This is a genomic window from Pseudomonas sp. SK, assembly GCF_012975065.1.
In the GTDB taxonomy this organism is placed as follows: Bacteria; Pseudomonadota; Gammaproteobacteria; order Pseudomonadales; family Pseudomonadaceae; genus Aquipseudomonas; species Aquipseudomonas anuradhapurensis.
This window is the reverse complement of sequence record NZ_CP051857.1, coordinates 1,637,668-1,650,588: the sequence shown is the minus strand read 5'-3', so window position 1 is coordinate 1,650,588 and position 12,921 is coordinate 1,637,668. Positions and strand designations below refer to the sequence as shown.

Genomic DNA, 12,921 nt, shown 5'->3' with positions numbered 1-12,921 from the left:
CAGGAGGCAGGCACCGGGCTCCAGCAATGGCGCGAACGACACTTGTCGATGCGCCCCATGCCGCTGTTAAATTTATTTACATTTCTGGAACGATAGTGCTCATGCCTGCCCAACTCAAACGCCGCCTGCTGGTCTTCTTCCTCCTGGTGGCGACCATTGCCCTCGCCCTCCTCGGCCACTGGTACTTCAAGGGGCGCTTCTATGAAAGCACCGACAACGCCTACGTGCAGGGCGAAATCACGCGCATTTCCAGCCAGTTGGGCGCGCGTATCGAGGCAGTGGCGGTCGCTGACAACCAGCATGTGCACCCGGGCGACCTGCTGGTGCGGCTGGAGGCCGCCGACTTCGAACTGGCCGTGCAACGCGCCCGCGCCGCCCTGGCTACGCGCGAAGCCGAGCATGCGCAGGCAGAAAGCCGCCTCACCCAGCAGGCCAGCCTGATTGCCGCCGGCCAGGCCCAGGTGGCAGCCAACCAGGCCACCTTCGACCGTTCGCGCCTGGACCTGAGCCGCGCCGAGAAACTGCGCAAGCCGGGCTTCGTCTCGGAAGAACGGGTCACCACGTTGTCGGCCGACAGCCATGTCGCCGGCTCGCAGGTCGACAAGGCCCGCGCCGACCTGCAAAGCCAGCGCCAGCAGGTCAACGCGCTGAGCGCCGAACTCAAGCGCCTCGACGCGCAAATTGCCAACGCCCGCGCCGACCTGGCCCAGGCCGAACTGAACCTGACCCGTTGCGAAATCCGTGCGCCGATCAGCGGCACCATTGGTCAGCGCAGCGCACGTGATGGCCAGGTGGTACAGGCCGGTGCCTACCTGCTGTCGATCGTGCCGGACGAAGACATCTGGGTGCAGGCCAACTTCAAGGAAACCCAGATCGGCCGCATGCAGCCAGGGCAGCGCGCCGAACTGGTCTTCGACAGCTACCCCGATACACCGATCGAAGGCCGGGTCGACAGCCTGTTCGCCGCCTCTGGTGCGCAGTTCAGCCTGCTGCCACCCGACAATGCCACCGGCAACTTCACCAAGGTGGTGCAGCGCATCCCGGTCAAGCTGACCTTCCGTGCCGACAACCCGCTGCACGGGCGCATCCGCCCAGGCATGTCGGTGACCGCCACCGTCGACCTGCGCAGCGAAGACGAAGGCCAAAATGGCCGCTGACGTGTTGCTCAGGCCATCTGCGGAGCCGACCCGGCGCGACTGGATCGCGGTAATGAGCGTGATGCTCGGTGCGTTCATGGCGGTGCTGGACATCCAGATCACCAACTCGTCGTTGAAGGACATCCAGGGCGCCTTGTCGGCGACGCTGGAGGAAGGCTCGTGGATTTCCACCTCGTACCTGGTGGCGGAAATCATCATGATTCCGCTCACCGCCTGGCTGGTGCAACTGCTGTCGGCGCGGCGCCTGGCGGTGTGGGTGTCCGGCGGCTTCCTGCTGTCGTCGCTGCTGTGTTCGATGGCCTGGAACCTGGAGAGCATGATCCTGTTCCGTGCCCTGCAGGGTTTTACCGGCGGCGCATTGATCCCGCTGGCCTTCACCCTGACCCTGATCAAGCTGCCCGAGCACCACCGCGCCAAGGGCATGGCCATGTTCGCCATGACCGCCACCTTCGCCCCCTCCATCGGCCCCACCCTGGGTGGCTGGCTGACGGAAAACTGGGGCTGGGAATACATCTTCTACATCAATATCCCGCCAGGCCTGGTGATGATCGCCGGCCTGCTGTACGGGCTGGAGAAGAAGGACGCACACTGGGAGCTGCTGAAAAGCACCGACTACGCCGGCATCGTCACCCTGGGCCTGGGCCTGGGTTGCCTGCAGGTGTTTCTGGAGGAAGGCCACCGCAAGGACTGGCTGGAGTCGCAGCTGATCGTCGGCCTCGGCAGCATCGCCCTGGTCAGCCTGATCACCTTTGTCATCCTGCAGTTTTCCAGACCACAGCCACTGATCAACCTGCGCATCCTGGGCAACCGCAACTTCGGCCTGTCGAGCATCGCCAGCCTGGGCATGGGCGTGGGCCTGTATGGCTCGATCTACCTGTTGCCGCTGTACCTGGCGCAGGTGCAAGGCTACAACGCCCTGCAAATCGGCGAAGTGATCATGTGGATGGGCATCCCGCAGCTGTTTCTCATCCCGCTGGTGCCGCAATTGATGAAAGTGGTGTCGCCCAAGTTGTTATGCGCTTTGGGCTTCTGCCTGTTCGGCGCCGCGAGTTTCGGCTCGGGGGTGCTCAACCCGGATTTCGCCGGGCCGCAGTTCAACCATATCCAGATCATCCGTGCCATTGGCCAGCCGATGATCATGGTGACCATCTCGCTGATCGCCACGGCGTATATCCAGCCGCAGGATGCCGGCTCGGCATCGAGCCTGTTCAATATCCTGCGCAACCTGGGCGGGGCGATCGGCATTGCGCTGCTGGCCACGCTGCTGGATGCGCGGACCAAGGTGTATTTCGATTATTTGAGGGAGGCGCTGGTGCCGGGCAACCCACAGGTGGCGGAGCGCCTGGCGCAACTGGCGGAGCGGCTGGGGAATGACAATGCCGCGCTGGGGAAATTGAGCGAGATTACCCATCAGCAGGCATTGATCATGGCCTACAACGATGCCTTCCACTTTGTCGGGATCGGCTTGGCGGTGAGCATGGTGGCGGTGTTGATGACCCGCAAGCTGCCTGAGGGGTTGAAGGCTGGGGAGGCCCATTAAGGCCGCTGCAGATCGACGCCCCCCTGTAGGAGCGGCCTTGTGTCGCGATGGGCTGCGCAGCGGCCCCAGGATTTGTGCCGCATGGAATATCCTGGGGCCGCTGCGCAGCCCATCGCGACACAAGGCCGCTCCTACAAAGGGCCGCGCCTGGCTTCAGCTGGTAATCAACCGCTCCCGCAACTGGGCAATCTCGTCGCGCAACTGCGCCGCGGCCTCGAATTCCAGGTCGCGGGCGAACTGCATCATCTTCTCTTCCAGCTGCTTGATGCGCTTGGTGATCTCGCCTGGCGTACGCAGCTCGGCCTCGTAACGGGCGCTCTCCTCCGCCGCCTTGGCCATGCCCTTGCGCTTCTTGCTGCGCGCGCCTGGCACGGTGGCCCCTTCCATGATGTCGGTGATGTCCTTGACCACGCCCTTGGGCACAATGCCATGGGCCTGGTTGAAGGCGATCTGCTTCTCGCGGCGCCGCTCGGTTTCGTCGATGGCCCGCTGCATCGAACCGGTAATCTGGTCGGCGTACAGGATGGCCCGGCCATTGAGGTTGCGCGCCGCGCGACCGATGGTCTGGATCAGCGAACGCTCGGAACGCAGGAAACCTTCCTTGTCGGCATCGAGGATCGCTACCAACGACACTTCGGGCATGTCCAGGCCTTCGCGCAACAGGTTGATGCCTACCAGCACATCGAAAGTCCCCAGGCGCAGGTCGCGGATGATCTCCACCCGTTCGACGGTGTCGATGTCCGAGTGCAGGTAACGCACCCGCACGTCGTGGTCGGCCAGGTAGTCGGTAAGGTCTTCGGCCATGCGCTTGGTCAGCGTGGTCGCCAGCACCCGCTCGCCCTGTGCCACGCGCTTGCGGATTTCCGACAGCAGGTCGTCGACCTGGGTCAGCGCCGGGCGCACTTCCACCTGCGGGTCGACCAGGCCGGTCGGGCGCACCACCTGTTCCACCACGCGCCCGGCGTGCTCGGCCTCGTAGCTGCCCGGTGTCGCCGACACGAAAATGGTCTGCGGGCTGACCGCCTCCCACTCGTCGAAACGCATGGGTCGGTTGTCCAGGGCCGAGGGCAGGCGGAAACCGTATTCGACCAGGGTTTCCTTGCGCGAACGGTCGCCCTTGTACATGGCGCCTACCTGCGGAACGCTGACGTGGGATTCGTCGATCACCAGCAGGGCATCAGGCGGCAGGTAGTCGTACAAGGTCGGCGGCGGCGCCCCGGCCGGGCGCCCGGACAGGTAGCGCGAGTAGTTCTCGATGCCGTTGCAGTAGCCCAGCTCCAGGATCATCTCCAGGTCAAAGCGGGTGCGCTGCTCCAGGCGCTGCGCCTCCACCAGCTTGTTGGCTTTCTGCAGGTATTCCAGGCGGTCCTTGAGCTCTTCCTTGATGCCCTCGACCGCTTCCAGCAGGGTTTCCCGCGGGGTCACGTAGTGGCTCTTGGGGTAGAAGGTGAACCGCGGCAGTTTGCGGAAGACCTCGCCGGTCAGCGGGTCGAACGCGGCGATGTTCTCCACCTCGTCATCGAACAGTTCGATGCGGATGGCCTCGAGGTCCGATTCGGCCGGGAAGATGTCGACCACATCGCCACGCACACGGAAGGTGGCGCGGGCGAAGTCCATCTCGTTGCGGGTGTACTGCAGGTCGGCCAGGCGTCGCAGCAGCGCACGCTGGTCGAGCTTGTCGCCGCGATCGACGTGCAGGACCATCTTCAGGTAGGTCTCGGGGCTGCCCAGGCCGTAGATGCACGATACCGTGGTGACGATGATCGCATCGCGCCGCTCCAGCAGCGCCTTGGTTGCCGACAGGCGCATCTGCTCGATATGGTCGTTGATCGATGCGTCCTTCTCGATGAAGGTGTCCGAGGACGGCACGTAGGCTTCGGGTTGGTAGTAGTCGTAGTAGGAAACGAAGTACTCCACCGCGTTGTTGGGGAAGAACGCCTTGAATTCACCGTACAACTGCGCGGCCAACGTCTTGTTCGGCGCCAGTACCAGGGTCGGCCGCTGCACCTGCTGGATGACGTTGGCAATGCTGAAGGTCTTGCCCGAGCCGGTCACCCCGAGCAGCGTCTGGTGCGACAGCCCCGCCTCGATGCCTTCGACCATCTGGCGGATGGCCTCGGGCTGGTCGCCGGCCGGCTGGAAACGGGTGACGAGCTGGAACTCGGACATGACGGACCTCGCGGTGTTTCAGCAACTGTAAATTTAGCCAGTAGTCTATACCCAAATGCGTTCGCCGGGGGGCGCTTTCAAGGCATAGCTGTGAGCGCTTGTTACGGTGGACCGGGTAATTGGACCAATGGTCGAAAAATATTTGCGCAAATCACTGGAAAAGCTGCGCCATAGTGTCGCGGTGACCGGTCGGTATCACTATACTGACACCCCGTTTGTGCACCGCTTCAGTGCATTCGGCTGGAGCGTGTACGTCCTATCACACTCCAATCAGAGCCAAGGTAACAATGAGCCTGTTTTCCGCTGTCGAGCTGGCACCCCGCGACCCTATTCTGGGCCTCAACGAAGCATTCAACGCCGACCCACGTATCGACAAGGTCAACCTGGGCGTAGGCGTTTACTGCAATGAGGAAGGCCGCATTCCGCTGCTGCGCGCCGTGATCGAAGCCGAGACCCAGCGTGCTGCCCAGCACGCCTCGCGCGGCTACCTGCCGATCGACGGCATCGCCTCCTACGACCAGGCTGTCCAAAAGCTGCTGTTCGGCGCCGAGTCGCCGCTGCTGGCCGCAGGCCGCGTGGTCACCGTACAGGCCGTCGGCGGTACCGGCGCACTGAAGATTGGTGCCGACTTCCTCAAGCGCATCTCGCCGAACGCCGTGGTCGCCATCAGCGACCCGAGCTGGGAAAACCACCGTGCCCTGTTCGAATCGGCCGGCTTCCCGGTGCAGAACTACCGCTACTACGACGCACCGACCAACGATGTCAACCGCGCCGGCATGCTGGAAGACCTGAACAACCTGCCGTCCGGCTCGATCGTGGTACTGCACGCCTGCTGCCACAACCCGACCGGTGTCGACCTCAACCTGGACGACTGGAAGAACGTGCTGGAAGTGGTCAAGGCCAAGGGCCACGTGCCGTTCCTCGACATGGCCTACCAGGGCTTCGGTGACGGTATCGCCGAAGACGCCTTCGCCGTGCGCCTGTTCGCCGAATCGGGCCTGGAGTTCTTCGTCTCCAGCTCGTTCTCCAAGTCGTTCTCGCTGTATGGCGAGCGCGTCGGCGCGCTGTCGATCGTCACTGCTTCCAAGGACGAGAGCACCCGCGTGCTGTCGCAGGTCAAGCGCGTGATCCGCACCACCTACTCCAACCCGCCGACCCACGGCGCGACCATCGTTGCCACCGTGCTGAACAGTGCCGAACTGCGCCAGATGTGGGAAACCGAACTGGCCGAAATGCGCGAGCGCATCCACGGCATGCGCAAGCAGATGGTCGAGCTGCTGGCCCAGTACGGCGCCAAGCGCGACTTCAGCTTCGTTGGCCGTCAGGTCGGCATGTTCTCCTACTCGGGCCTGACCGTTGAACAGGTCGCCCGCCTGAAGAACGACTTCGGCATCTACGCCCTGGACACTGGCCGCATCGCGGTGGCCGCCCTGAACCAGAGCAACATCCACGTGGTCACCAAGGCCATCGTCGAAGTGCTGTAACTGCTTGATTTGCCTGGGGGTGGCTTGACTTCCCCCGGGCAATCAGTAAGATGTGCGCAGATTCCGCGATAGCTCAGTCGGTAGAGCAAATGACTGTTAATCATTGGGTCCCTGGTTCGAGTCCAGGTCGCGGAGCCAAACACTGAAAAAGCCCCCGGGTGCGCAAGCACCGGGGGCTTTTTCGTTACGCCGGGTCATGCTCAGGACGAGAAGGCCGACACCCGCCAAAACCTTCAGCAGTTGCGCCCGATCGGGTAGAACTCACCGTGGCTCCACACCCCCAGCCATTGCTCGCCTGCAATGTCGCGCGGTACCGCCAGCTCCACCAGCTGGTAGAACACGTTGCGATGAACCAGCGCCTCGAGGTTGCTGCGCATCAGTACATACGGCGACGGCTCCTGGGTCACCGGGTCGGTCACCACCCGCAGCGGGTTGGCAGGCCCGGCCTCCACCTGGTCCTCGACATTGCTGGTGAAGCGCAGCACCTGCTGCTCACCCTGCCCCTGCACATCCAGCGCCACGGCCACGAACGGCGCATCATCAACGCGGATACCCACCTTTTCCACCGGGGTAACCAGGAAATAGTCATCGCCGTCACGGCGGATGATGGTGGAAAACAGCCGCACCATCGGCTTGCGTCCGATGGGGCTGCCCAGGTAGTACCAGGTGCCATCGCGGGCGATGCGCATGTCGATGTCACCACAGAAGTCCGGGTTCCACAGATGCACCGGCGGCAGGCCCTTGGCCTTGGGAAGCTGCGCCAGCAGATCATTGGCCTTGCCGGAATCGCTCATTGCGCTTGCCTCATTCACTCATGCCCAGGAGGCTACGAGCGTACTCGCGCATCGGCGCCGCAAGCAAATCTTCCGGAGTATTGTCGTGGAACGTCAACAAACCGCCACGGCTCTTGATCCGCGCGGTGTCGATCAGGTAGCGGGTGTTGGTCTCGATCAGCATCATCTGCACCACGCCAGTGTCCCAGCCCAGGCGGTCGACAGCCTGTTCGTCGTACCATTCGTCGCCATTGCCGATGCGGTCATCGGTACGCGCAAAGCGGGTGTACAGCACATAATCGGCCCCCACCGAACGCGCCTGGGCGATGGCCTCTTCGAGGCCCAGCGGGCCCTGGGCACGGCGTACCAGCGGGAAATATTCGACGAAACTCTTGAACGCCTGCTCGGCGACCACATTCTGCCGTGGCACCGGCCCCTTGCCCGGCGGCACGAACGCACCCTGGCCAATGAAGATGAACGAGTCGGGCTGCAGGCGGATCGACAGGGTGCGACGGGTATCGCTGTGGTCCAGCAGACCGGCATCGCTCATGTGATAACGGACGCCCTCGCCCATATCGCTGACATTCATACAACCGCCAAGCGCCATCAGCGCCAGCAGCAAGACCAGGCTACGCATCTTTCCTCCAGTGGCCGGCGACGAAAAACCGGCGAATAGCCGGCGGATGCAGCTTTTGCGCCAGCTTCAACCACCGATCACCTTCATCACCATCACATCGCCGGAAAACGCCAGCTCCTGCTTGTCTGCAAGGGCCTTGACCAGCAACCGCTGCAAGGCTGGGAGCGCCTGATGGCGCGGCTTCTCCAGCAAGTCAGCGATGTAGTGGCGATTACCCGACGACAGGCAGCCATGCAGCCAACCGGTAGAGGACAGGCGCAGCCGCGAGCAGCTGCGGCAGAACGGTTCGCTTTCATTGGCGATCACGCCGAAGTGGCCTTTGCCGGGGACCTGATAACGCAAGGCGGTGGCACCTGGCGGCGCATCGACCTTGGCAATGGCATGCCGATCAGCGATCAGTGCCAGCAACTGGTCGAGGCCGACGAACTGCTGCAGGAACGCGTTATGGTCGCGGGCCAGGTGCCCCATGCGCATGAGTTCGATGAAGCGCAGTTCGAAACCGCGCGCAAGGCAGTAGTCCAGCAGCGGCAATACCTGGTCGAGGTTTTGCCCGCGCATCGGCACCATGTTCACCTTGATCTGCATGCCCAGCGCGCTGGCCTGCTCCATGCCCGCCAGCACGCTCGCCAGGTCACCTCCGCGGGCGATGCGGCGGAAAGCCTGCGGGTCCAGCGTATCGAGGGAAATGTTCAGGCGGCGAATACCCGCCGCCTGCAACTGGGGCAACTTGCGCGCCAGCAGCTGGCCATTGGTGGTCAGCGAGACATCGTCGAGGTCGAGCCTGGCCACCGCGGCCAGGAAGCCCTCCAGCCGTGGGCTGACCAGTGGCTCGCCGCCAGTGACGCGCAAGCGTTCGATACCGGCCGCCTCGATCAGGTAGGCCACGCCGCGAGCCAGTGCGTCTGCCGACAACTCGTCCTGCGCTGCCACCAGGCGCTTGCCATCGGCAACGCAATAGGTGCAGGCGTAGTTGCAGGCAGCCGTCAGGCTGACGCGCAGGTTGCGAAAACGCCTGCCTTGACGATCGACGATCATGAATGACTCCGGCATGGGTGATGGGGCTGACAAAACCTGACTCATAAATCAGGTTTTTGCAAGCCCCGCGCCATGACGGTTTCAGCAGGAAGCGTCGGAACGCTTCAGTTGGAAGGTTCCGGGTCGCGCTTGCGCTTGTTGCCCATGCGCACGCCAATGTCCATGAGGAATTGGAAGAAGCCTTCCTGATCCTCCAGCACGTTGCTCCAGAACGGCGAGTGGTACAGCGCCACAGCGCCATGCACCAGCGCCCAGGCAGCGCAGTAGTGGAAATACGGCGGCACGTCTTCGAGCTTGCCTTCGCTGATACGGCCTTCGATCAGCTGGGTCAGGCGATCGAAGTTGGAGGCACGGATCTTGTGCAATTGCCCGACCATTTCCGGCACCTGGTTGCCCTTGACCACCTTTTCTTCCAGGCGGTCGAACAGCCGGTAACGCTGCGGGTCGCGCATGCGGAACTCGAAGTAGGCGCGCGACAGGGCTTCCTTGTCGCGGTCGACATCGGCCGAGTGCAACAGCGTGTTCAGGTCGCGCTCGTAGTCGAGCATAAGGCGCAGGTAGATCTCCGCCTTGGACTTGAAGTGCTTGTAGATCGTGCCTTTGCCGATGCCCACGGCGTCGGCGATCATCTCGACCGTGACGCTGTCTTCACCCTGTTCGAGGAACAGTTTGAGCGCGGTATCGAGGATTTCCTGTTCGCGACGGCGAAACTCACGGACCTTACGAGGTTCTTTCTGCATAGGAAGGAGCTGGATGACAATCGAAGCGGTTTATTATGCCTAACTTGCAGGAAATTGCACGGATCATCCAAGCATGTCTGTGTTTCACGATGCATACGGCCATACGCTGCGGGAGGAATGAAACGTCGACGTATTCCAAATCTGTTTAAAAAACGACCAGCAGGCACTGGCACTGCGCCAAACCTGGCCAATACTAGAAGTGTTGGCGCGGCGCATCCCCCCCAAGTGGCGCGCCGATAAAGGTGCTCAGGGACCGCGTACCTTTGTTTTACTCCTAATGGTCTTAACCCGGATTCCCCCCCCAGAACCCGGGTTTTTTTTATTCGTTTCGGGGGCTCGGGGCGATGGGATTTCGGGGGATTGCATGAGGGCGGCAAGGGTATGCCTCGGGTTTTGTTGCGCTCGATCTCACAGGCGCTGAATTTGGCGCGGCAGGCACCTGTCGCCCCCACACAACCCCGACGCCCTGCCGAATCAGGCCACCCGTGCCAATGGGAACAACCGCTTGAAGTTGGCCGTGGTCTGCTCGGCCAGTTGCTCATAGCTGGCCCCCCGCAACGAAGCCACATATTCCGCCACCTCGCGCACATACTGCGGCAGGTTCGGTTTGCCGCGATGTGGAATCGGCGCCAGATACGGCGAATCGGTTTCCACCAGCAGCCGATCGACCGGCACCTGCCGCGCCACCTCACGCAAGGCATCGGCATTGCGGAACGTGACAATGCCAGACAAGGAAATGTAGTACCCCAGGTCCAGCGCGGCCTTGGCCATCTCCCAGTCTTCGGTGAAGCAGTGCAATACGCCGGCCTGCGGCAGAGCAGCCTCGCGCAACAGCGCCAAGGTGTCGGCGCGCGCCGCGCGGGTGTGCACGATCACCGGCTTGCCGGTCTGCCGCGACGCCTCCAGGTGCAAGCGGAACGAAGCCTGCTGCAGCTCGGCAGCTTCCGGCTCGTAGTGATAATCCAGCCCGGTTTCGCCAATCGCCACCACATGCGGGTGGGCCAGCTCGCGCAACAGCCACTCCAGCGCCGGGGTCTCGCCAGGTGCAAGGTCCAGCGGGTGCACGCCCACCGAGCAGTCGACATCGGCGTACTGTTCGCTCAGCGCCTTCACCGCAGCGGCATTTTCGGCACTGACGCCGATACACAGAAAGTGCCCGACCCCGCGCTCACGCGCCGCCTGCAAGGCAGCATCGAGTGAGCCCTGGTGAGCGCTGAGGTCAAGACGGTCGAGGTGGCAATGGGAATCTACGAGCATGGGATAACGGCACACATGGAAAAATGAAAATCAGCGGGCGCCCGGCAACTGCAGCCAATGAGCCAGCAGCGATTCAAGCAACAGGGCGCGATTGAGATTGGCCTTGCCCAGTACCTTCTGGCGTTGCTCCAGGAGCCACGCCTGTACCTCCAGTACCTTGGCCTGGCGGCTCTTCTGCGCCAGGTACTGCACCACCTTGCGCATATCGGCCAAGCCTAGCCCCTCCTCGTCCTGGGTCAATTGGTAGCGCAGGATCAAGTGCGCCCAATCGCAGAACCAGTCGAACAGCAGCAACAGCGGCACGTTGTTCCAGGCCTCGGCCAACTGGCTGGGCGATTGCTGCTGCTTGAGCAGCTTCTTCACCCCGTCGGTCACCAGCGCCCGCTGCTCGCGCACGCCCTGTGCCTGCAGGCTGACGGCCATCAACGGCGAACCGGCGGCCAACGTCAGCAACTCGTCACGCTCGGCCTCGTCACTGTCGGCCAGCGCGCCTGCCAGCCAGGCCCGACTCTGGGCCAGGCTGGGCTGCGGGCAGGCCACCTGCTGGCAGCGGCTCTTGATGGTCGGCAGCAAGCGACTGGGCTGATGGCTGACCAACAGCAGCACGGTATCACCGGAAGGCTCTTCGAGGCTCTTGAGCAAGGCGTTGGAAGCGTTGACGTTCATCGCCTCCACCGGCTCGATCAGCACCACCTTGCGCCCACCCAGCTGCGCCGTCTGCACCACGAAAGCCACCAGCTCGCGCACCTGGTCGACCTTGATCGGCTTGTCGGCTTCCTCGGGTTCGAGAACGAAGTTGTCCGGGTGGCTGCCGGCCTTGAGCAGCAGGCAGGACTTGCACCCGCCGCAGGCCTCCAGGCCCTGGGGCTGCTGGCACAGCAGGCGCGCCATCAGGCGCTCGGCCAGGGCCCGCTTGCCGATACCCTGCGGCCCGTGCAGCAGGTAGGCATGCGCGTGCTGGCTGCGGCCGGCCAGTTGTTGCCAGAGGGCCTGCTGCCAGGGGAAGACCTCAGCCACGGGTGCCAATACCGTCGCCAGGCAAACCGCGCCCGCCGCCTTGGCAGGCATGGGTGGCATCATGTTTTCGGGTTTCACCAAACGTAAACACTGTGGGTTACAATCCTTTCTCGAAAACGTAAACGCCCTTGAAGCCCAGTAAATACAGGAGTTCGGGCAGCAAACGGGGAGTACGACATGCGAACAATCATCGGCCTTGCAGCCCTGGCTCGGTCAGGTAAGGACACCGTAGCTTCGATGCTGCTGAGCTACCCGGGGGTTGCTGCCTACGCACTTGCCGATCCTCTCAAGCTTGGCTGCCAGGCGCTGTTTGGTCTCACCGAAGACGAGACATGGTGCGATGACATCAAGGAGCAGCCCATTGATCTGTGGGCTCGCTCTCCAAGAGAATTCTTCCAGACGGTTGGTACCGAATGGATGCGCAATCATAACCCAGACCACTGGCTGATCCGAGCGGAACGCGAAATCAATCCACCTGCGGCCGCACAGAGCGGTACGCGCAAGGCCGCACCTGCCAAGCCAAACCACACTCCATTTACCCTGGCCGCCCAAGCCATCTTTGATTTCACGGACGAGCAGCTGTCAGACCCACGGCTGCTGGCCAGCCAGGACCCCACCTGGGGCCTTTCTCCCGCTGAAGCCATCGATCTGCTCAAACGCCACGCATACGCCTTGTACCCGGACTATGACACCCGTCGTGCCAAGCGCCCTCTCGAACAGCTGAAGCCGCGCAGCAAGATCCCTGCTGATGCCACGACCGTGATCTTCAAGGACATCCGCTTTGAAAACGAAGCCGCTTTTCTTCGCCACCACAACGGCCTGATCTGGCACATCGTTCGCCCAAACCTTCCGAAGGTGAACGCGCATTCATCTGAACACGGCATTGCCCAGGCACCCGGCGACCTGCTGATCACCAACGCGGGTTCCCTGGGGGACCTGCAGGCAGCTGTGCAGCACGCATGGCAGCAAAGCAAGCCCGCAAGGGCTTGTCAGAAGTCGCCTGCGAGGCAATGAACGAGATACCGAACCATCGCGACCCAGCCATGCCGGCAGCTGCACTGCAAATGGCTGCAGGTTGGACTGCCACCGTTGCTCGGCATGGAGGCAGCCCA

General features: G+C 62.9%; 11 protein-coding genes and 1 tRNA gene. 5 read left to right on the top strand and 7 right to left on the bottom strand.

Annotation, left to right across the window (positions count from 1 at the left end):
* Nucleotides 1–101: 101 nt before the first annotated feature.
* Nucleotides 102–1,157, top strand: a complete 1,056-nt coding sequence (locus HG549_RS07585) for an HlyD family secretion protein (RefSeq protein ID WP_170028931.1) — start codon at nucleotides 102–104, stop codon at nucleotides 1,155–1,157.
* Nucleotides 1,147–2,697: an MDR family MFS transporter gene (locus HG549_RS07580; protein ID WP_170028930.1), complete on the top strand. Its 1,551-nt coding sequence runs from the start codon at nucleotides 1,147–1,149 to the stop codon at nucleotides 2,695–2,697. The genes HG549_RS07585 and HG549_RS07580 overlap by 11 nt, the downstream gene beginning before the upstream one ends.
* Before the next feature lie 153 nt (nucleotides 2,698–2,850).
* Here HG549_RS07580 and uvrB read toward each other — a convergent pair whose 3' ends face one another.
* Nucleotides 2,851–4,866 carry an excinuclease ABC subunit UvrB gene (gene uvrB / locus HG549_RS07575; protein ID WP_170028929.1) on the bottom strand — a complete coding sequence of 672 codons (2,016 nt, stop codon included), beginning with the start codon at nucleotides 4,864–4,866 and terminating at the stop codon, nucleotides 2,851–2,853.
* 287 nt (nucleotides 4,867–5,153) lie between these two features.
* Here uvrB and HG549_RS07570 point away from each other — a divergent pair, with 287 nt between their 5' ends.
* Nucleotides 5,154–6,350 carry an amino acid aminotransferase gene (locus HG549_RS07570; protein WP_170028928.1) on the top strand — a complete coding sequence of 399 codons (1,197 nt, stop codon included), beginning with the start codon at nucleotides 5,154–5,156 and terminating at the stop codon, nucleotides 6,348–6,350.
* 62 nt (nucleotides 6,351–6,412) lie between these two features.
* A tRNA-Asn gene (locus tag HG549_RS07565) sits at nucleotides 6,413–6,488 on the top strand.
* 95 nt (nucleotides 6,489–6,583) lie between these two features.
* Here the strand turns inward: HG549_RS07565 and HG549_RS07560 are convergent.
* The 6 genes from HG549_RS07560 to HG549_RS07535 all read right to left on the bottom strand — a co-directional run bounded on the left by HG549_RS07560 (nucleotide 6,584) and on the right by HG549_RS07535 (nucleotide 11,809).
* On the bottom strand, nucleotides 6,584–7,144 hold the full coding sequence (locus HG549_RS07560) for a DUF1285 domain-containing protein (RefSeq protein ID WP_170028927.1): 561 nt from the start codon (nucleotides 7,142–7,144) through the stop codon (nucleotides 6,584–6,586).
* A gap of 10 nt (nucleotides 7,145–7,154) precedes the next feature.
* Nucleotides 7,155–7,760 carry a DUF4823 domain-containing protein gene (locus HG549_RS07555; protein WP_170028926.1) on the bottom strand — a complete coding sequence of 202 codons (606 nt, stop codon included), beginning with the start codon at nucleotides 7,758–7,760 and terminating at the stop codon, nucleotides 7,155–7,157.
* Nucleotides 7,761–7,826: 66 nt separating this feature from the next.
* Nucleotides 7,827–8,795, bottom strand: coding sequence for a GTP 3',8-cyclase MoaA (locus HG549_RS07550; protein WP_170028925.1), 969 nt, complete (start codon nucleotides 8,793–8,795; stop codon nucleotides 7,827–7,829).
* 104 nt (nucleotides 8,796–8,899) lie between these two features.
* A complete protein-coding gene (locus tag HG549_RS07545) occupies nucleotides 8,900–9,535 on the bottom strand; it encodes a TetR/AcrR family transcriptional regulator (RefSeq protein WP_170028924.1) in 636 nt (211 codons plus the stop codon).
* A 474-nt stretch (nucleotides 9,536–10,009) separates the two neighbouring features.
* The gene (locus tag HG549_RS07540) at nucleotides 10,010–10,792 is read right to left on the bottom strand and encodes a TatD family hydrolase (protein WP_170028923.1); all 783 of its coding nucleotides are present in this window, start codon (nucleotides 10,790–10,792) and stop codon (nucleotides 10,010–10,012) included.
* 30 nt (nucleotides 10,793–10,822) lie between these two features.
* The gene (locus HG549_RS07535) at nucleotides 10,823–11,809 is read right to left on the bottom strand and encodes a DNA polymerase III subunit delta' (RefSeq protein ID WP_170034086.1); all 987 of its coding nucleotides are present in this window, start codon (nucleotides 11,807–11,809) and stop codon (nucleotides 10,823–10,825) included.
* 177 nt (nucleotides 11,810–11,986) lie between these two features.
* On the opposite strand from HG549_RS07535, the gene HG549_RS07530 reads away from it, so the two are divergent.
* Nucleotides 11,987–12,823 (top strand): deoxynucleotide monophosphate kinase, encoded by an 837-nt coding sequence (locus HG549_RS07530; RefSeq protein WP_256666081.1) that lies wholly within the window; start codon nucleotides 11,987–11,989, stop codon nucleotides 12,821–12,823.
* Nucleotides 12,824–12,921 lie beyond the last annotated feature (98 nt).